Source organism: Streptomyces sp. IBSBF 3136, assembly GCF_036815105.1.
Lineage (GTDB): Bacteria > Actinomycetota > Actinomycetes > Streptomycetales > Streptomycetaceae > Streptomyces.
The window spans coordinates 17,297-38,275 of sequence record NZ_JAJSZC010000052.1 but is presented as its reverse complement, the minus strand read 5'-3'; the positions used below and the strand labels follow the sequence as shown (position 1 = coordinate 38,275).

The 20,979-nt window shown below is 70.2% G+C and carries 10 protein-coding genes and 1 pseudogene; 7 read left to right on the top strand and 4 right to left on the bottom strand.

What is annotated here, in order from left to right; translation table 11 throughout:
* Positions 1-693: 693 nt before the first annotated feature.
* Positions 694-1,209, bottom strand: coding sequence for a hypothetical protein (locus V7E45_RS14250; protein ID WP_333774506.1), 516 nt, complete (start codon positions 1,207-1,209; stop codon positions 694-696).
* Between the two features lie 135 nt (positions 1,210-1,344).
* On the opposite strand from V7E45_RS14250, the gene V7E45_RS14245 reads away from it, so the two are divergent.
* The 3 genes and pseudogenes from V7E45_RS14245 to V7E45_RS14235 all read left to right on the top strand — a co-directional run.
* Entirely contained in the window at positions 1,345-2,598 is a 1,254-nt protein-coding gene (locus tag V7E45_RS14245) for a sensor histidine kinase (RefSeq protein WP_333774505.1), read from the top strand.
* The gene (locus V7E45_RS14240; protein WP_333774504.1) at positions 2,586-3,236 is read left to right on the top strand and encodes a response regulator transcription factor; all 651 of its coding nucleotides are present in this window, start codon (positions 2,586-2,588) and stop codon (positions 3,234-3,236) included. The genes V7E45_RS14245 and V7E45_RS14240 overlap by 13 nt, the downstream gene beginning before the upstream one ends.
* 53 nt (positions 3,237-3,289) lie before the next feature.
* Positions 3,290-3,577, top strand: a pseudogene (locus tag V7E45_RS14235) (transposase); the annotation flags it as partial.
* Here V7E45_RS14235 and V7E45_RS14230 read toward each other — a convergent pair.
* A complete protein-coding gene (locus V7E45_RS14230; protein ID WP_333774503.1) occupies positions 3,559-4,092 on the bottom strand; it encodes a CbrC family protein in 534 nt (177 codons plus the stop codon). The pseudogene V7E45_RS14235 and the gene V7E45_RS14230 sit on opposite strands and share 19 nt — an antisense overlap.
* A 185-nt stretch (positions 4,093-4,277) precedes the next feature.
* Between V7E45_RS14230 and V7E45_RS14225 the strand changes: the two genes are divergently transcribed.
* Entirely contained in the window at positions 4,278-5,039 is a 762-nt protein-coding gene (locus V7E45_RS14225; protein WP_333774502.1) for a transposase, read from the top strand.
* A gap of 24 nt (positions 5,040-5,063) precedes the next feature.
* Here V7E45_RS14225 and V7E45_RS14220 read toward each other — a convergent pair whose 3' ends face one another.
* Positions 5,064-5,771, bottom strand: coding sequence for a GDP-mannose 4,6-dehydratase (locus V7E45_RS14220; protein WP_333774501.1), 708 nt, complete (start codon positions 5,769-5,771; stop codon positions 5,064-5,066).
* A gap of 460 nt (positions 5,772-6,231) precedes the next feature.
* Here V7E45_RS14220 and V7E45_RS14215 point away from each other — a divergent pair, with 460 nt between their 5' ends.
* Entirely contained in the window at positions 6,232-6,654 is a 423-nt protein-coding gene (locus V7E45_RS14215; protein WP_333774500.1) for a hypothetical protein, read from the top strand.
* Here the strand turns inward: V7E45_RS14215 and V7E45_RS14210 are convergent.
* Positions 6,612-8,741 carry a CHAT domain-containing protein gene (locus V7E45_RS14210; protein ID WP_333774499.1) on the bottom strand — a complete coding sequence of 710 codons (2,130 nt, stop codon included), beginning with the start codon at positions 8,739-8,741 and terminating at the stop codon, positions 6,612-6,614. The genes V7E45_RS14215 and V7E45_RS14210 overlap by 43 nt on opposite strands.
* Before the next feature lie 58 nt (positions 8,742-8,799).
* On the opposite strand from V7E45_RS14210, the gene V7E45_RS14205 reads away from it, so the two are divergent.
* A complete protein-coding gene (locus V7E45_RS14205; RefSeq protein WP_333774498.1) occupies positions 8,800-11,400 on the top strand; it encodes a CHAT domain-containing protein in 2,601 nt (866 codons plus the stop codon).
* 143 nt (positions 11,401-11,543) lie between these two features.
* Positions 11,544-20,924 (top strand): hypothetical protein, encoded by a 9,381-nt coding sequence (locus V7E45_RS14200; protein ID WP_333774497.1) that lies wholly within the window; start codon positions 11,544-11,546, stop codon positions 20,922-20,924.
* Positions 20,925-20,979 lie beyond the last annotated feature (55 nt).

Sequence of the window (20,979 nt, the reverse complement as noted above, 5' to 3'; positions counted from 1 at the left end):
AACCACGTTTATGTACACCGCGCGTTTTTGGTCGGAAGGGTCAGTGGTGAAAACGCCCCCGGGGGGGGGCCGGGGCGGGGAAGGCCAGTCAGCCGAGCGCGTCATGGACGCGGTTCAGTTGGCCTTCGCGTGCGGTCAGGTAGGCGGCCCTAGCGTGCAGCAGTTCAGGGTCGGCGACGTAGTCGGTGCTGTCCTCGGCCGTGATCGCGGTGCGCTGCGCGACGAGTGCTTCCGCGGCGTCCCGGGCGGTGGCCGAGTGCCGCGTCCGAGCGGGTGGGCCTGATCGTCGATAGGCCGTCGCGCTCGGCGCGGCACATCACGTGGTCGAGCATCTCCTGCTGGATGTCGAGCACATCGAGCCGTCCCCCCGGCCCGAGCTGCGGGCGACGTGCAGCGACTGCAGCCGGTCCCGGGCCGATCTCCAGCATCCGCACCCCCGGTCGCGGCCGCAGTACGGCGTCCGTCCGGCCTGCGGTCAGGAACGGCAACGGCACGTCGAGCAGGCCGCGTTGGGCGTATGGATAGGGCGCTGTGTCGCCCAGCCACCAGGCGGCGGCCAACGCGGCGCCCGCGCCGGCGGCGACCGCCCAGCGGGTCCGGGTCGGGTTCGGTGCGACGGGGCGGTGGTGATGCGATGCATGTCGTTCTCCGGTGGATCGATTCGGTCCGTGGTACGTAGTCGGGCGGTCGGCGTCACGCGGGCCGGCTCAGCGTCCGCAGCGCCAGCCGGCCGCACAGCGCGGCCAGCGGCAGCTCGGCGCCGAGCGCCATGGCGACCGCGGTGGCGAGGTCGCCGCCCGGGGCTGCGGTCGTCGTGTCGAACCAGGCGTCCACCACAAGCAGCGTCGCGGTCGCGGCGGCTGCCAGGGCGTGCCGCCGGTCGCCGCGGGCGGCGAGGAGGCCGGTGGCGATCAGGCCGAGCGCCTCCAGCGCGTCGAGCCCGACCCAGGCGACCGGCCAGTGCGCCGCGGTCGCGGTGGCCGGCAGGCCGGTGGCCAGCACGTACAGCCACGGCAGCAGGGCGAGCCCGCAGGCGACCAGCAGCCACTCGGCCCGCCGCATGCCCCGCGCCGGGCGCGGCTCCTCCGCCTCTTCGTGGAGCGGGATGACCTCGGCGCGGTCGAAGCCCTCGGCATCGGCCACTTCCTCATCGCAAAAGCCCAGTTGACGCATCGTCTTCCCCCACTCCCCGCCGGCTCTCCCCTTCACGTGCTCCACCCTCCGCCGCACACCAGGGCGCCGTCAGTCACGCAGGGTTCCGACCCGGGGTGGAGACAAGTGCACCCCCGAACCGGGCGGGAGCGTCATGGCACGGGGATGGCCTGCGGCTTTACCGTTTGACGCATGCAACTCACGACGTGGCTGCGGCTGCTGGGCCGGCCGTTCCGCAGGGCGGGACACCGGACCGCGCTCGTCGCCGCCGGCCTGCCGCTCCACCTCGCCGTGGTGCCACTGTGGCTCTGGCTGCTCGGCACGATGGCGGCGTTGGTGTGGGCCCTGACTCCGCTGCCGGTGCTGTTCACGCTCGTGGTGACACCCCTGCTGACCGTCGGGCAGCGGCGGCGCTACCGGGCGCTCGTCGGCAAGGACCTCCCGCGCCCCGCCGTACCCGGGCCGGGACGCAACTGGAAGTCGGCGGTGCGCCGGCTGACCGGCCGGGCCTTGTGGCGGCAGGTCTGCTACCACGCCGTGGCGGGTCCGCTGCTCGCCGTCCTGGACCTCGCCGTCCTCGCCGTCTGGGCCGCCGCTCTCGTGGCCGCCTCCCTCTACGTGTGGATCTGGGCGCTGCCCCCGCAGTGGCGGGTCACCGACCTCGGGTACAGCACGCAGGCCGCGTACATCACCGCCGGCGGCCTCGCCCTGCTGTTCCTCGGGCCCCGGCTGACCGGCGCTCTGGTGCGGCTGGAAACCCGGGCGGCCGAGGTCCTGCTCGGCCCCAGCCGCACGGAGAAGCTGGCCCGCCGGGTCGCCGACCTCGCCCAGAGCCGGGCCGGCGTGCTCGACGCCGCCGACGCCGAGCGGCGGCGGATCGAGCGCGACCTGCACGACGGCGTGCAGCAGCGCCTCGTCTCACTCGCCGTCAACCTGGGCCTGGCCAGGGCCACCCTCGGCGACCTGCCGGCGGATGCCCGCAAGGTGATCGACGAGGCGCACCGCGAGGCGAAGGAGGCGATCGCCGAGCTGAACAACCTGGTGCGCGGCCTGCATCCGGCCGTCCTTGAGGACCGCGGCCTCGACGCCGCGCTGTCCGGGGTCGCCGCCCGCCTCCCGATCCCGGTGCGCGTGGCGGTGGACCTGCCGCAGCGCCCCTCACCCACGGTCGAGGCCGTCGCGTACTTCGTGGTCTCCGAAGCCCTGACGAACGTGGTCAAGCACGCCCAGGCGACCCGGGCGGACGTGACCGTGGAGCGGATCGGGGAGACACTGCTGGTGGTCGTCGCGGACGACGGAGCGGGCGGCGCGGATCTCGCGGCGGCCGGCGGCACCGGGCTCGCCGGGCTCGCCAAGCGCGTCGCGTCCGTCGACGGCACGTTCTCCTGCCGCAGCCCCGCCGGGGGCCCGACCGTCATCACCGTGGAGCTGCCGTGCGCGCCGTGATCGCCGAGGATTCCCTCTTGCTGCGCATCGGCGTGGTCAAGGTGTTGGAGGCGGCCGGCTTCGAGATGTGCGCGCAGGTCGCCGACGCAGAAGCGCTGCTGGCGGCCGTCGAGGAGCACCGGCCCGACATCGCCGTGATCGACGTGCGCATGCCGCCCGGCTTCACCGACGAGGGAGTACGCGCCGCGCTGGTGATCCGCCGCCAGTTCCCGCGTACCGCCGTGCTCCTGCTGTCGCAGTACGTGGAGGAGCGGTACGCCGCCGATCTGCTCGCCGCCAACACCTCGGGCGTCGGCTATCTGCTCAAGCAACGCGTCGCCGACGTCGAGGAGTTCGCCGAGGCGGTACGCCGGGTGGCGGCCGGCGGCACCGCGCTCGACCCGCAGGTCGTCGCGCAGCTGCTGGTGCGCCGGCACAGCGATCCACTCGACCGGCTTACACCGCGCGAGCGGGAGGTGCTGGAGCTGATGGCGGGCGGCCGGTCCAACTCCGGCGTCGCCGCCGAGCTGGTGGTGAGCGAGAGCGCTGTCGCCAAGCACATCAACAGCATCTTCACCAAGCTCGACCTGCCCAAGGCCGACGCCGACCACCGCCGCGTCCTGGCGGTGTTGCGCTTCCTGGGCGTTGCGACCGCATAGGACGCGATCCTGCCCGTATGCCCAGCCGACAACGGTGCTGATCGCCGTTTGGCAAGCTCCACGGCGACAAGGGCTACGACTACAACCACTTGCGACGATGGTTACGCAGCCGCGGGATCACGCCCCGGATCGCACGCAAGGGCACAGACCCCAGCCGACGGCTGGGCCGGCACCGCTGGACCATCGAACGCACTATGGCCTGACTCGCCGGATGCCGACGTCTGCACCGGCGCTACGAACGCAAAGCGAGCCACTTCCTGGCCTTCACCAGCATCGCCTGCACCCTCATCTGCTACCGACGGCTCACCCAAGCAGACGACTTTCAGGATGCGTCGGCGTAGGCGAGATGGGCGCCGCAGACGGTGCAGCGGAAGAGCATGGCGGTCGCCCCTTCGCCCAGGTGGGTCAGGAAGTGCTCAAGCTGGTCCTCGTCGTGCCAGCCGTCGAGGCGCATGTCGGCCCGCAGCTGGTCGAGGGCTTCGGGACGCGCCGTCAGCTCGGTGTACCCGACTTCGCCCACGAAGGCGGCCGCGTCCTGGCAGTGGACGAGCCAGTGCGGGTCCTGCCAGGCGTGGAAGCCAGGGGTGCGGCGGGTGACCTCATGCAAGACATCCTCGCTGACACCGGCAAGCCCGTAGGAGTCGCTGAATTCACCCGCGAAGCGTTCAGCAGCGCTTCCGTCTGCGATACACCATGGGCAGAAACGGCCGCTGACCTCCTGTGCGGTGTAGAAGCCGGCCGTGTAGATCCAGCCTGTGTTGCGTTTGCAGCAGGCGCACGTCTCGGCGGCCGCGCGGATGGACCCGCTTGCGATGGGGTCCGGGTGATAGCGAAAGAAGGGCAGGCTGGCACTCATCACCGGTTCCCGATCTGCGCCGTTGCTGCCATGCCTACTGATCTCATGCAGAGCAGTCTGTCCGCGAGCAGTTCCCCGATCAAGCGCGGCGTCGGACTCTCCTGGCCCCGCCAATTGAGACAGCTTGTTAGGTGATCGGCCAACGGGGACCGCTGTCAGCTCGTTGGCCCACATGTACTCACAGCATGGCGAGCCTTGTCGAGCGTCTGGTGCCGGATGAGTTGTGGGTGCTGTTCCGGCGGGTGGTGCCGCCGACTGCGGTCGTCCGTCCACAGGGCGGAGGCAAGCGGCGAGCGGACGACCGTGAAGTGCTGGCAGCGATCATCTCCGTCGCGACTTCGGGTTGCACGTGGCGACAACTGCCGCTGGTGTTCGGCCCGTGCCGGCAGACGGTCTACCGGCGGTTCGCACAGTGGAGTCGGGGCAGGGTCTGGGCTCGGCTGCACCGCGTCATCCTCGACGAACTCGGCGCCCGCGGTGAGCTGGACTGGTCGCGGTGCTCGATCGACTCGGTCAGTGTTTCGGGCCGCAAAGGGGGGCTTCTGACGGGACCGAATCCGACCGACCGCGGCAAGCTCGGAGGATCGCACCGTGAGTACGAAGTGGTCACCTCACCCGGCGGCCGCTATCTCGCCGCCGGGCCCGTCGTCTTCGACCTGCAGCGCAAGAAAGGCATCTGTCTGGCCAAGAGCGGCGACCGGAAAGCCATCATGATCGTCTCGATCCGCGACGATGGAACCGCATACGGAACGATCCAGCAGGGCTCGACGGCCGAAGGCGCTGAACCCGCCGCCGTACAGGTAGATCTCGACGAGGGCCCGGATACAGCGAAGAGCCTCGGCCGCGGCACCGTCGTGCCACTCGTGACCAAGGTAAAGGGCACCGGTCTCTTCCTGAGCCGGGACGACAATGGGGCCCTACACGTCTCCCTGCGTCGCGAGCGCTGATGTTCATCGTCCCAGGCCCACTCCTCACAATCCGTCGAGCGCCCGCCGACGCGAGGGTCGGACGGCATGCTGATGCTCCTTCTCGGAGGCCGGTGCGGTGCGCGGGCAGGGCATGGCGGGCCGGAAATTGCGGCTGAGTGGCGCCCACCGGTCGGCGTTGCGCCGGTACCAGTCGGTGGTCTCCTCTAGTTCGATGCCGGCGCAGTCGTCCTCGACGTGCAGCCAGTTGCGGATGTGCTGGTCCTCGCCGTGGAGGGTGACCGGCTCGCCGCGCAGGAGGCGCGTCACGAACAGCGGGATGATCTTCTCGGGGTGCTGGCAGGACCCGTAGTTGTTCGAGGAGCGGGTCACGCAGACCGGCGCCCCGTACGTGTGCCAGTAGCTGAGCGCGACCAGGTCGCTGGCGGCGTAGGGGACGGTCGGGGCGAGGGGGTGGTCCTCGGTGGCCGCGCCGTCCAGGAGCGGCCCGTACACCCTCGTCCGTGGAGACGTGCACGAACTTGGCGATGCCGTGCCGCATGGCCGCATCGGCGAGGTTTGGGTGCCGATGACGTTCGTGGTGACGAACGTTCCGGCGGTCGTGAACGAGCGGTCGACGTGGGAGTCGACGGCGACGTGGACGACCGCAGTGTGCCGGGCCATGAGGTCATCGACCAGGCCGGGGTCGCAGATGTCGCCGACGACGAAGTCCAGCTTCGGGTCGAGGAAGGCCGGGTTCGAGGAGGTGGCCATGGGCGCAGACGAGATCGGTGCCCTGTTACGCGGAGCGCGCTGCGCCGCGCGGCTCACACAGGCGCAGGTCGGCCAGGCCACCGGCTATTCCGCTTTCCTCAACCCGGCGGGCGCCCCCGGCTCGCCGGGCCGGCCAGCTTCTCATGCAGAGACAGCAGCCAAGAGCCGCCTGCCATTGCTGTGCCTGGCGCCCACGGTCCGTGAGGCACTTCGCACGGCCGGCACACCGAGCATTGCCGACAGTCATGGGGATCCCTCTGGCCCGGGGTATCGAGCCAGGCGGAAGCGTCAAGCTTTCGTGCTCCGCTGACTCGGGCGGCCGGACAAGGGGGACTCAGACGGCTGCCCCGGCTCCCGGCACTCGAGGTGAAAGTCCAAAATGGGTGCAGTTCCCCAGCCTGAGATGCTCAAATTGATGCCCGACGCGGGAACGCGCCGGACGGGGAAAGGGGCGGGGAGCATGTCGGTTTTCAACGACGTCGGAGCTGCGGGGTTCGGGCTGGTCATCGGATGGATCGCCTACCGGACCCTGAGGAGGTCGGGTGGATCGAGCATCGGGGATCTGACCACGGTGATTGCTGCCCTCGGCGGTGGCGCTGTTGTTGATACGCGGTTCTCGGATCCAGAGCTGTTCTCCGCGTATGGCCTGGGACTTGCCGCCGGCTTCTTTGCGTACTTTCTGACCGGTGCCTGGCTCGACCGGCGTGCGCGCAGTAGGGCAGAGATCGCCGGTGCCGCCCCGGCCGGGGACGGCACCGCGGTACTCGTGGCAGGAGCGGCAGCGACCGCGGCGCAGGAATCGATCGGCGCTCACACGTGGCAGGGCGACGGTCCTCAATTTCAGCGAACGTCTCCGCGCAGCCGCAACGAGTTCGAGCAATAGGCCGTGTAGGCCAAGCCCAGCACGTTGCCCTTGCGCAGCAGGCCCGTACGGACTCTGTGCAGTGCCGTGCCGACGTTCTCGCCGGCCAGGAAGTGCTGCCAGAAACGCTCCGCCACCTCCGTGGCGAGCGCCTGCTCGACGGAGATCTCAGTGCCGACGGTGCCAGAGGCGTATAGCCCGGAGAAGGCGTCGACGAATCCCAGCCAGGTGGTCGGGTCGATGTCCGCCGTGTGACAGCCGTTGAGGAAGATCAACGGCGTGCTGTGCCTCCAGCCCGTGGAGTCGGCTTGCCAGGTTGCCAGAGCAGAGGGCTCGATGCGGTCGGTGTGCCCGATCTCCAGCACAGTGGTCGTAGCACGCCGCTGCGGGGTGTCCGGGCGGCGCCCGTGGCAGTAGAAGTACACGCAGTCGTGCTGCCCGGTCTTGAGGGCCGCCTGCAGCGTGACGCGGTCGGCGCAGTCGGTGACCTCATCTCGGAATGTCTCTCGCAGCGCTGCCATGTGTTGTTCCGACAGATGCTGGTTGAGGGTGAGGCTGCGGGCCACCGTCATATGGGGGGCGTCACCGCCTCGGCCTGCGTAGAGGGGGAGGCGACGGCCCGGCAGCAGCGAGGGCGGCTGTTCGATCAGGTGGCGGAATCCCCAGAATCCGAAGGGGCAGAGGGTGTTGTATCCGTGGCTGTCTGCGTCCGGGCAGGAGCGGGCGTCGAGGTCGGCGGCCACAGCTCGACCGCCCGCCGTGCAGAGTTTAGGGGGATGGTTGCCGTCGATCGGGATGTCGTAGACGAAGGTCCACGGGAACATGATGTCCTGGCTGTTCTCACGGCAGATCTGAATCTCGGCCGGGCCGTCCAGTGCGGCTGACAGGCCGGCTCGCTGCTCGGCGTGCGGTGCCAGCAGGGTGAGCAGCCGCCATCCGTGCTGGGCCAGTTGGAACAGGTCGTGGGCCGCTTCTCGGGCCTCCTTGCGGTTGCCTGGCAGCAGGCGATTGCGGACGGTCCCGTCAGCGGTCGCCTCCGCATGGACGTGATCGAGTGTGTCGCGTGTCTGGTTCAGAGCGTCGAGTACCTGGAGTTCCGTCAGCCGGAACGTGCTGATGGGGGCGCCGGTGCCAAGGACGTCAACGGTAACGGCGCCGTTCGTGCCGTGCCCGATCCGGATGCCCGCACTGCGCTGGGGCAGGGTCGCGAGCGCAGCGAAGCCGGCCGTCAGGGTGAAGTCGATGACCGCCGAAGCGGGTACGCCGGGCTGTTCTTTGGACGCTACCCAGGCGGTCACGGACGCGGATTGAAGTTGGTTACCCCGGTGGGTGACGATGACCCGCAGCCGTGACGGACCCGTCTCGTAGGGGGCAGTCACCGGAATGCGTAGAAATTTGCTGCGGTGATGCGGCTCGCAGGTGTGCATGGTGGCGTCGTCCGGGCAAAGACACACCCAGCCGGAACCGGTCAGCGGCAGGAAGTAGGGGTGGCGTTCGGGAGCGACGGTGAAGTCGTCGCTCAGGACGACGACATCCAGCCGGTCGCCACGTCCGTTGTCGTCATCGTGGGGCAACTGGTCGTCCGGAAAAGGGCGAGAGTGTTCGGCCAGCAGACTTTCCCTCGCCAAGTCGCCGATATCTATACGAAGTTCGTATCGGCGGCCAGCCGCAAGCGCTGTCTCGGGCGGGACGACACAACGCGACAGCGGCCAGGTCAGGCACAGGTTCAGAACCCGCGTGCCCGGCTCCTCGTCCGGTTCCTCGCCCGGAGCCGTTCTTTCGGGAACGCGTCCGGTCACGCGAGGGCCTGGTACGTCGGTGCCGTGGACCGGCGGGGATCCGGTTGCGCCGCGGAGCCCTGCATCACGGCTTTCCCGCCAGGTGTCCCACAGCTCGGCAAAGTCATCGTGGAAGGCGAGGATCCTCTCGAGTTCCCACTCGAAGGCCTTGCGATCGCGTGTACCGTCGGCCAAGAGGTCGTCGATCGCTGCCCGCGCCTCGGCGTCGATCCGGAGGCCCCCGCTTCCCATTGCTTCGTCTAACAACGTACGCAGCAGGGTCTCGTAGGGGGATCGGTCGGGCGGCGTCGGAGCTCCGTGCTGGGACATGAGGAACATTGTCCCGCCGACGGCGCTCGTGGGGCAGGAGGGTTGAGAGGCAGTGGCCGTGACGCGGGAGATCACCATCCGGCTGACATGGCGGACGAACGAGACCGTTGCAGCTGATCTGGGCGAGCACGACCCTACTGCCGATCAAGACACGGACGGCTCCTTCCTCGGTCCGGCGTATCTGCGGTTCCGTGCCGATCAGGCCGCCCGGGCGGAACGCCTCGGCGGTGTGCTCCTGCCGCGTGCCGTACGGCGGCGCATCGTTGCGGAGTTGCGCCTACTGGATCCGATCGATCGGCTCAGGATTCGGCTGCGGGTTCCGGCTCATGCACCCCAACGGGCCGTGCCCCTCAGCGGCGTGCCCTGGGAACGGGTGCGGGTGCCCTCCGAGGACTTTGAGCTGCGGCCGGACGTTTGGGCCGATTGGGCGGAGATGCTGCCCACCGGCTCGGTGGGCAGGGAACTGCGCGTGCATCCCAGGTTCACCGTCATCCGTGAGGTCGCCGCGGCAGAGGGCCGCCCTCGCCCGCCCCACTTCGACCGCACCTCGGCGGTCGTTGTCGTGGCTGACGCCACCTCGGTGCACGGCGACTTCTCCACCGGGGACTCTTTGGTCTCGCTCGGGTCTCCGCCATCCGGGTCGAGTGCGGCCAGTGATGGCGAGCGAGTGGCGACCGCCGTGGGTCGGTCGCGCTACGAGGTCCGGCGCGTTCCCTCGCCCGCCACGGCGCAGGGGATCCGCAGGGCCTTGCCAGGATCCGCAGTCTTCTACTTCGGCGGACACCACATCGCCAGCGGTCTGGTCGTAGCGCAGGGTCGTGGCCGCGTCGACGGTGCGGTGCTGGACACACGCGAGTTGTCCGACCAGCTCACCGCGCAGGGTGTCCAACTCGCGGTATTGATGGCGTGCGACACCGCGGACGCAGCCTCCGCGAACGGGCGACAACACACCGCGCTGCCCTTGGCGGAGCGACTCGCGGCGGACGGCGTGCCGTACGTCGTCGCGGTGCACGGCGCCATCAGCGACGGTGCCTCGGGGCGGTTCGCGGGGCGGTTTTTCAGCGCCCTCGCGCTCGGGACGGACATCGACGCGGCGGTCGCGCAGGCCGCTGTGGAGATGGCCGAGAGCCAGGCGCTGCCAGTCGTATGCACAGCAAGGGCCGGGGAGCCGCCACGGCTGCGCAGCCTTCTTCCCCTGCCCGACCCGGTGCGGACTGCCGATGGCCACCGGATGCCTGTGCCCCGGGCAGGGGCACGGGTCAGACCAGCCGACGACGAGCGTTTCCGTGTCTGTCTGGAGACGTACCTCTGCCTCGCCGGAGGCGGCGGCGTACACGTGCTGGCCGACCCCTCGGGTGAGGACCTCACGGCCGCGCTGACGGAGAACGAGCGCAAGCTGTTTCAGGCGGTCGCGGCACAGGAGACGACTGACGCGACCCGTTGTTCCGCGTTGAGTGCCGACCGGGAGGTGCCGGACGGCCGCCACGCCGCCCGCGCCGGCGGTCCGGGCTGGCCGGAGCCGCCCCGGTGGTACGCGTGCGACGCCCATGAGTCCCGGCCGGCCACCCGTGCCGCGCTGCTCGCCGCCCTCACCCCGGAGTTCCGCGCCCTTGGTCCGGGAGCTGTGGTCCGCAGGCCTGGCCTGGTGGTGCGTTGGCACGTCGGCGGTGCCCTCCCACGATGGTCGACCTACCTCGGCGACATACGCAAGCTCGCGTCCGAGTTCGGGACCGTCGTGATCCAGGTGCACGGCGCGGCGACGGACCCGGTCCTGGAGGCGGCCACCCAAGTCGCGCGCGATCTGCGTAGGGACGAGTACCTCGTGGCGGCGGGGCCACCGCGACCGGGAACCGCGACGCCGTCGACGCGCCTGCTGGACGGTGCGGCCCAGGTCCTGGAAGCCCTGCGGGCCGCCAAGGAGGGGGACACGGACGTGCGCGAGGTGAGGGTCGACGGCGCCGCCGTAGTGGCCGACCTCAATGCCAACGGCGGCTGGGGAGACTGGCAGATCGAGCATCGCACGTTGGAGTCAATCGCCGCCGTATGGCCGCGGGAGTTGCCGGGCGTGCTGGCAGCGCACGCCAACGCCCGCGCCGGCGTTGCACGCTACGCGTCGCTCCTGCTCGCCTCCACGCGGGACGCGTGGATGTCCCGCTGGCTGAGCGATGCCGGTGACCGGGCACCGCGGCCCTCGGACTTCCGTGGCGTGAACGTGCCCCCCTCGGTGGCGGACGCCGTGGTGCTGGGTCTGCTGCGCGAGGCGGTTCGGGGGCCAAACCTCCCCGCAGAACTCGATGATTGGGAGGAGGAGTCGCTGTCCGAGGAGTCGAGGAACGCCCTGGCGGTATGGCGGCGCGGGTCCGCAGTGGCCGAGAAGGACTTCGAGCGGCCACAGGACGCGATCGCGCTGGAGCGCGCCGGGCTGCTGGACGCCGTCGACCCGCTCACCCTCGATCCGCGGGCGCGCTGCCGGGGCAGCTGGAGCCTGCTGGTCCGTCGGCCGCTCGCCGAGGATGACGCCGCATGGCTGGCCCGAGCGTCCGAGGACAAACGCCGGCTGGTCGGGATGGCGCCGCCGGCATTGATCAACGACGCTGTGCTGGAGCGGGAGTTGCACGCCTTCACCAGTGCTTTGCGGCTGCCTCTGCTGCCTGTGTGAGGAGGAGATCCCCCACCGGAACATTTGTTACAAGACGGTATCGGGGCGGACGTTACCGCCGAGTCGCCACGAAGGCCCCTTCTAGTCTCGGATGACCGGCCGGCGAACTGTCGGGGTCCGTGGCCGGAAGGGGAGGCGTCGCGATGTTGGAGAACTGGTACTTCTGTGCTGCCCTGGGGATGCCCGTCGAGGACGCGGCCACCCACCTGGACATCATCGCCGCGCTGCGCGAACCGTCGAACGTGCCCCGAGCCGTAGAGCTGGTGTGCGACGGCCTGGACAGCCTGCTTGCCGTCGACACGGCCGCGGCCGTCCACGCGCTGCCCCACGTCCTGGCCGCACACCGCCGTTACCCGGAACACAAGGACGTGGCGGCCAGGGCGAGCGCCGTCTACCGCGCTGTTGTGTCCGTAAGCCACGAGCGGCTGCGGGCCGGTCTGGGCACGTTGCTGCGTGAGGCCGGTGGCGGGAGCTGGGACAACGCGATCGGTCTGCTGGAGAAAGCGCTGGCCGAAGTGTCTGCAGCCGCGCACACCGCGGACCCTTCGCACGTTCCGTATCTCGATCTGAGCGAGCAGCTCGCCCCGAGTGTGGTGCTGATCGCGGGACGGTTCCTCGCCCGGCACCGGCCCCAGGCGGTCGCGGACAGCTTGGGCCGACCCCCGAGGTTGCTGACCCGCGCTCTGCGTGGCGAGCACGGCCGACTCGCGCTGATCCAAGCGGCCGAACTCCAGGCCGAAGTGTGGCCGGACACCGTCGAAGAAGTCCGCCGCAGTCTCGCCAGGGCGTCCGATGGCGCCTTCGACATGGAGCCCGACCTGCTGGTCAGCGCGGCCCGGGTGAGCTTCGCGCCGCCGCCCGGGGAGCCGGCCCCCGACGGCATGACGTCCGTCCTCGACCTGCTGGAGAACGAGGCCCTGTCCGGCACCACCCTCCTCGGCTGGGTCGAGGAGTACACCGCGGCCTGGGGCTGGGGACAGCCGGAAGCGGTCGCCCGGCGCCAGGCCGCGTACGTCCGGCTGGGCGGTGTCGCGTCGCAGCGGGACTCGGCGATGCCGTCAGTGCTGTGGCAGAGCATCCTGACGGCGCTGATGATCGAACTCGCGCCGGAAGAAGCACTGCGGCGGATCGAGCGCTGGTACCAGCCCCCGGTCGCCTTCTCCGACCAGACCCCGACCCGGCAGATTCACTTGACCATCGGCTACAACCCGGACCAGTACGGGCGGGCACTGCGGCACGTCGGCAGGCTATTGGGGCTTCGGCTGCCCCCGGAGGGGCGCACGCCTGTCCTGATGCTGACCTCCGGACCGGCTTCGGCCACCGCATCCGATGCCGCGGCCCGCGTCTGGTCTCCTTGGATGCTTGACCGGCCCCTCGGCGGTCCCCTGGCAGGCGACGAGCCCGAGCAGCTCGTCCGCCTGCTGAGCTCCGCCCTGCTGGCCGAGCGTCTGCTGACCGACGGGCGCAGATCCACGGAACACCCGCACTTCCTGCTTTTGCTGATGGTGCATGTGCGGGACGTGCTCGGCCGGGCCTTCAAAGAGCTGACGAGGGCCATCGCGGAACACCAGGGCCGTTCTCTGATCCCAGCCGGGCACCTGGCCAGCCTCATCACACACGCCAACCGCGTCGTCGACCGTGTCGGCCGGGGTCTTCGACCTACCGTGAGCCCGGGCGAGATGGTGGAGATGCTCCGCGCGGTCCATGCGAAGCCCATGCCGCCTCAAGGGCACGCGCTGCGCAACTTCATCCGCTACAACAATGGACTTGACGCCGCCCTGACGTGGGTGCGGGACTCCTCGGCCGGAGGGGTCGGGCCGCACCGGACGGAGGCCGGGGGCCGTTGGTTCGCAGGTGACGTGTCCGCTGCCGACGCCCTGTTCGACTTGGCCTCCCGCTACGCGACCCGGCTGTCCGGACGCGTCGCCATCGAAGCTGCACTGCTGCGGCGCGAAGTGCACGGCGACACCGGAGTCGCGCACTTCCGCTGGGACTGGGACGCCGAGAGCGGGCTACCTGTCCCCACGCCGGTCTTGAAGTCCGGGGTCCCGCAACCGCCGGACCACAAGGTCCTGCTGCTCAGCTCTCCGACCGATCCGGACCGCCGGGACTTCTCGGTGCTCGAGTGGGAGCTCATGGGCGACGCCTTGGAGGCCAAGGCGCTGCAACGCATTTCCGCCGGAATGCGAACATCACAGCACGTACCCCTGACCGTCCGGACACTGCGGCTAGCTGCGCTGCTCAGACGGCCCGACTTGGGCGACCTAGGGGCCCACGCCGAGTGGGTGGCCTCGTGGGCGGAACTGCTGGCCAGCTTCAACTCCCCACAGAGCCTGCCCCGCGTGGTGCGCGGGCGACTCATCGACATGTTCCGGTCCGAGGTGGCCGGCACCGGCTCGCAGGAGCGCCTGAACGCCGTGCTGGAGCGCGTCATCGACACCATTGTCGAGCTGAGCTCGCGGGCTACGCTGTACTACGACCGCCTCTTCAGCGAACTGGGCGCCGAGCTGGCGCTGCCCGCCGAGAGCGCCAACGGGCTGCGGCATCGGGCACTGCGCTCCTTCTACTATCGCTCGGGCCACAGCGCATTCCCGCGGTCAGTGACCCATCCCTTCGACGCGTACGGGTCCCGGATCAGTGCCCGAGGTACCGAGGCCACCCTGGTCGCCCTCTTGCGCGACACGGCCGACCTGGAGCTCAGGGCCCGGTCCGTCCGGCTGGGCGCGGTCATCGAGGAGGCCTGGCAGCGGACGCAGGAACCGCGCCGAAGTCCCGCTCAACGGCAAGATATTGACGCCGTCCACGCCGACCCGCGGCAGGTTCTGGGCGCCACGGTGGACCGCCGGACCGCCGAAGCGATCCTCTACTTGCGTGAAGAGCGGTTGGACACCACCGTCGTGCAGCACCGACGGCCGCCCGTGCGCGACCTCTTCACCACCGGCAGCGACCGTGAGCTGTCGGGCAAGAGCTACGTATTGGGCATCGTCGTCGGATCGCAGCGCACCGATCGGGGCACCGACCTGCTGCTCAACTGCGGCCTGCCCCAGCTGATCACCCGGGAGCTGCCACGGCCGGATACTCGCTGGACACCCGGCCGCACCGTGGCGGTGCAGATCAGCCCCGGTAGTCACAAATCGTCCTACGTCGCACCATTGGCCGCACCTGAACCCCAGCCAGGCGAGGTGCGCGTGGCACATCTGGCGTCGGCGGACGCCTATCCCTGGTTGTCCCTCGCCGTCGAAGGCGCTGACGGATACCGCTATCCATCAGGCAGCACGGCCCGGGACGTCGCCGCCCGCCGACGCTGGGACCCCGACCTATCGCGTGCCTTCGCCGAAGCCCCGCTGCAGGAGCGCAGCCTGCTCGTCATGTGGCACGCCGAAGACGGACACTGGCTTCCGCTCGATGCCGGCCTGCCCGAACTGGCGGTTGCCGAAGGCGAACCAGCCGGTTCCGACGCGGACGAGCAGGGGCTGCTGCGTCTGGTCCTGTGCGGGCCGGCCACCGACCGCTCCGGCTACGGTCCGGCCTGGCGCTTCTCGCTCAAGCCCGGACGCACCTATGTGCTCGGCGAGTCGGCGTGGGATGCCGATGACTGGCGGACGCTGAACGACGCCTGCGTCACCGAGCCGTCCGGGCTCATCGTGTACGCGCGGTTCCGTCCAGGGGAGAACCGCCTGCGTCTAAGTCCGCCGGCCGCGGACCACCCGGCCATCGACCGGCGCAACGCTCGGTGGCTCGCCGCGTTCGGTCAGGCGGGAACGCTCCCGGATGCGGACGGGGACGGAGCCGACGAGGCGGCGGAGGCGTACGAGGAGAAAGCGATCCGCACCACGGGTGCGGACGGGGTTGTCCGCTGGCGGATCCAGGCGCCGCGGGTCGAAGGATTTCCGCAGTGGGTGACCGTCCGGCTCAGCCAGCAGCGGCCACACATCGGCACCAGCCTCATGTGTACCGTGACGAGTTGGGGCGAGCCGGAGGCGAGAAAGGCCGAAGCGGAGGTGCTCCCGGCTGAGGAGAGCGGCATCCAACTGTCGCGCACCATAAGAAACTTCGCCATGCTCCTGCGCTTCCAGCCCTACGACCTCATCAACGTCACTCTGCTGCACCGGGCGAAAAACAGGGACCCCGCGAAGGGCTCCAACGCCGTGCGCACCTCCTACGGCATCCTGGGATTCGCCGACACCGACTCCCTCACCCTGACCGGTGAGTTCACCGCCGGAGGGACGGCCCGCCAGGCGATCGTGGTCAGCGACACAACGCGAGCACCGCTCCATGCACGGCGGGTGCCGACGCCGCTTCCGCAAGACCGGTTCGCCGAGGCTGTGGGACCGGCGGCGTCCGCCGTCCGGATCGGCGCGGACCTATCGGGCATGGTCGCCCGGCAGGTCCGCAACCCCGATGGAACACTGGTGCAGTTGGTGCTGTGGCTGCGCACTTCGGACGACGTGGCCGAAGCAAGGGTGCCCGTAGCCGCCTTCGACCACGAGTATCCCACCGCCGGCGACCACGTCGTGGCTCGCCGGGAGCAAGACGGTTGGCGATTCGGCGTACTGCGACGCACCATCCGCCTGCGTGCCTTGTGGACCCGGGACCCGGCACCGGGCGAAGGCTGGACGCCGGTCGGTGAAGTGGCTGTCGAGGACGGCGTGCACTACCTCTGCCAGCATCCGGAGCTGCCACGGGTCGCCACCACACCCACCCTGGACCCGGCGGAAGCGGACGCACTGACCGTCGGCCGCGCACGTGCGCACAAGGCGGACCCGCGACCGCACACCCGCCGCACCGTCGTCCACCTCAATGGCCGCGACCTCATCGGCAACCTCTCGCTGCCGACAGAGGTGGTACTCACGGACCGTCCTCAAGTCGTCCATCTGGAGACGACCGAACTGGTCATGGACGACATCGAGTACGAAGACGACCAGACGACGCAAGCGAGTCGACTCGTCGACGTCGAACGCCACTTCGTGCTCTCCCCGGTGACCCGCACGGAGCCCCGCCCGACGCCACCATCACGCGACACCGCAGCCGACGCGCGCGTCGAATGGGAGCGAATCCTCGCCGCGGGTACCCTCACCGGCCAACGGACCCCGGACGGCAACGTCCTGCTGCCCAGCGGTGCCGCTCCGAACGACTCGGGCACCTACCTGCCGTGGCTGGTGGCAGCCGACGAGCCGGCGACGATGGTCGCCGGACGCATCAACCCGTACCCCGTCGACCGGGTGCGCTGCGCGTTCGTCCCCAGCGGCCGCGGCTACCGGGCCTCACATCTGCGTGTCCCGCCGGTGAACGCGGCCGAATTCATGGCCGAAGTACTGCCGCAGGCCCGCCCCGACGGACGCCGGTTCAAGATCCGGGCGACCCGGCAGACCTCCCGCCGCCCCTACTACGTGGGCGTGGACGAGACCCCCCACGGGCCCGTGCACCGCTTCGAGTTCGGGTACGGCTGGTTCCTCGACATACCCGCTCCCGGCCTGACCGTCGGCGGCAACGTCGTCGACCCCGCCGGCCTGACACTGTTCCACGGCGACCGCATCGACGCCGTGTCCTTCGGCCGCGACACCACGGGCCGGATCGCCGGCGGCATCACGATGGACATTGCCCTCGCCGACATCACCAAGGGCATCGAGAGTCATGTACGACGCGAGGCGGACGACCGCGTCGTACACCTTCTCGACGTCGACCTCGACCATGTGCGCAATCAGGTCGCGGTGCACCGCGTCCATACCGGCAACCGCCGGCTCGAACCGGGGCGAGAGGACTTCCACGACCGCGAGGAGCGGCTCAGCGCCTATCTCGACCCCGAGGACGCAAAGCGGCTCCTCGCAGCTCACGCTCCCAGTAGCGGACGGCGCAGGCAGATCCTAGGCCGGATGGCGACAGAACCCCAGGGAAGGCCGCGACTGAAACCGCGGTTCACGCTCGTGCTGCCGTACGCCACCGACGACGGCCGGCAGGGACTGCGTGAGGGCGACAGCCTTTACCTGTCGGCCAGGCTGATCTCTGAGTCGGTGAACGACATCTTCCTCGGTTTCGAGCTGCTCGGGACCGCCGGGCTGCCCGAGACGACTCAAGACCACGACCACGAGTACCGGGCGCTGAGTGTCGTCGTGGGGCGGCGTGACTTCTCCCACAGGGAGAACTGCCTGCGCAGGGCGGCCGAGGCCGGCGCCGATGTGTACAAGGACAACGCCAAGATGCTGGTGCGCCTGGAAAAGCTGTATGACGACGGAGCGAACCGCTGGCGGGGCTCCACCAAGTCACCCCGTCCCAGGCCCCTCCCGCTCCTGCGCAGCTACCTCGACATCACGGGAGCCGACTGCTTCGGCGTCATGGCCGCGAACGGGCGGTCCGTCGAACTGCGCCCCGGAGTCCTGTTCCCGACCGAGGACATACGCGGCGCCGCAGACATCGTCCCGGGGTCGGTGGTGCGCCTGCGGCGGGACGGCGCGGACGGCGTGTGCGCCACAACGGCGATCCCTGCGGACGCCACCTTCCTCAGCGACCGCCCTCGCCCGGTCGTCGTCTTCCCGAAGGACGACCTGAGGAACCGCAACGCGTTCGCCATGACCAACTACCCGCACCACTTCACCGTCGCCGGCCTGCCGAATCTCACAGCGGGAGCTGCGCAGTCGTTGGCCCAGGGCATCCTGCGCGGCGCCCACCCCAAGGTTGTCGGCGCGTTGACCGACAACGGCCGCAGGCGCAACAGCGCCCACCTGGTTCCGCTGCGGACCGGTGCTATGGCCGCACGACTCGTGCTTCCCGCCGACGACGAGGTCGTCGCCGTCGGACCCGCCCTCCTGCGTTTCGTTCCGGTGGGCACGGAGGACGCACCGAACCCCGACATCGCCTGGGCGCAGATCTCGTTCATGGACGGCACCGCATGCGAGATCGCCCGCGCCTGCCGTGCGCGGTACTGGCGCTATCACGACTCGCGCACCTGGCAGTGGAGGCCCGGGCGGGACCGCCCGGCCTCGCTGCGACTGCCGGAACGAGCTCGTGCCGACGCCGAACCGGTGTTCTTCTCCTCCGTGCGTGGCCGGTGGACGCTGCGCCATGAGTTCGCCGACCTGCGCCGGTTCGGCTTTCCCGCGACCCAACTCGTCGAGGAGGTACGGCCCGAGGAGGACGGCCAGCGCACGGTGTGGGCGGTTGCACGGGCAGACAGCAGCTCGGTCTGGCTGGAGGCCGCCCCTGGCCGCGTCGTCGAAGTCCGCTCCGAGCTGGTGCGCTCCGCCGACGGCAACTCCCTCGCGGACCTCGACTGGTCCCTGTTCAGCCCGGGCGACCTGGTTTACGGACGGGTCGAGGGCGGGGTCAACGAGTGCGGGCACATCGTGCTGGAGTCCTGGCACGCAGGGGTAAGGGGAGCATTCGGCTCCCCCCTCACCCGACGGATGTTGCTTCCCGTCGCCTTCGCCGACGAGGTCCAAGGCGCCCTCCATCTGGGAGAGGGCAGCAGCAGTCTCCCGTACCCGGCCGACACGGCCGTCATCACTACCCACCCGACCGGCTCTGCCGTCTGGCTCGACCGGGAGAACACACTCACCGCGCTGCAGGACTCTCCAGTTGCCTCGGGCGACGTCGTCCTGCTGTCCCCCGCGCCCGGAGGCGGCCTCAGGGTCTTGGGGCTCCCACAGGCCCGCGTCCTGATTGCGGGGTCCGGCGACCGTAGCGACTGGCCCGGGTTGGAGTGGCTGCGCCGAATCCTGACCAGCGCACAGCAAGGCGGCGGCATGCCGACGGGCCTCGCGGCACTTCCGGTCACCGTGGTCCACGCCGAAGGCGACGGGCGCGCACAGGTCCTGACGGTCTCCCGGAGCGGGCAGCCGAGGGGTTTCGCACCAAACGGCTCGGTCCTGGTCCGGCCAGTAGCCGACCTCGGTGAAGGCTTCGTCGCGGTTCGGTCGGGCAGCGCTCTGTTCCGGGTGGCAATGACCGCCGTACTGCCGGGACTGCCAAGGACAGCAGCCACCGCGGCCGCAGCGGCCTTCGTCGCCGACGGCGGCATGGTCCAACTCCGGTGGGATCCCGAACTGCGCTCCCTGAGCGGTGCCCGCGCGGACGATCCGGCCTCCATCGCGGAGTTCGGGGAGACCACCGTGCGCCCCTGGTTCTCGGTGGACCGCGCAGACGGCCGCTGCCTGGGCGTCGTCTGCCACGACACCCAGGCCCATCGGCTCTGCTGGCTTCCCGCCGGCGAGGCCGCGTGGACCGCCGATGTGGACGGTGCCGTGCTGCTCGGCCACCTATCGCGGCGGCGCGTGGACGTGGTGAGGACAGGCCTCAACACGGTCAGTCTGGTCGCCCATCCCGTGATCGCCCGCAGCCATGACCGGCTGACGGCGGGACAGCGCGTGCGGATCACCGTCGTCGAACAGCACCCGGCAGACCGGCCGCGCCACAGCCTGGTGGCCGTCGAGCCGGCGGGCGTGCTCGCCTCCTACAAGCCCGCGGACGGCGCGTCCCCAGCCCCCGGGGACTCGCTTCAGGCCGAGGTCTCCCGGGCCGCTCACGTCGACGGACTGCGCACCGTCTCCCTGGTCGAACCCGGCAGCAGACTCACGGTCCTTGACGTACCCGAGTGGCTCGCCGGCACTCTCCACCGCCTCTACATGCCCGACGTGGCCTACGGCGCCCGGCAGCCACTTGCGGATCTCATACCTCAGCGCTTCCACGACTACCACGAGAGCTTCGAGCTGGGACTGCAAGGCATGAGCGCGGCGCCGGACTCGAGTGTCGACCCCGCGCTGCGAGTGCTGCACGCGCTGGGCAGGGCCGAGAGTGACCGTGATAGTTCTCCCCGGGACAAGGCAGACGCCGCGGCGGCCGTCGCAGCCTGGCTCTCCTCGGAAGCGGGTGAGGCCGTGGTGCGGCAGCAGGCGCAGGAGGTCGATCTCGCGCCGCTGCTCGCGGTCTGCCGTCTCGGCGGGCTGCTCGGCCGGGCCGCCGGCGGCCTGCCCGCCGGCTGGCAGGCGTATCTCCTGGGTCGCCTTGGCGACCGGGCGGTAAGTTCCCTGCATACCGAAGCGCTGGTCACACAGTGGCTGGTGCGGGCCGAGCGGCACACCGAGGCCGCCGACCCCTGGCCGCGGCTGCGAACCGTCGAGCTCAAGGCCGCACTCACCTCGCGCGAGGTGAGTGCAGTCCTCGACTTCGGCACGAGCGTCACTGGACGACCGGCGGCCGGACTGCCCGAGAGCGACGCCGCGCCGGTGGCACGTGCACTCCTCGCCGCGGTCGGCGCGCTGCCCTCCGCCGAAAGCCTGCGCGCAGACAGCCCGATCTTCAGCGCCTTGGCCGACTTGGGCGCAGCGATGCGCCCCGCCCGGACCGAGCCGACCCCTGCGTGGCCGGTCCCGGGACTCCTCAGGGCCACCAGACGCCCCTTCAAGCAGCTCATGAGCACCCGTGGTGTCCCGCTCCCCCTAACTCTTCTCCCGGCCTACATCCCCCTCACCCCGCCCATGCCCCCCTACGCCGATCGGCTCCTCCGGGCGGCCGCGGGGTGGCGCGAGTGACAGGCGCTACTGCTCCTGGACCACGCAGCACCTTCAGCCTGATCGCAACGCTTGA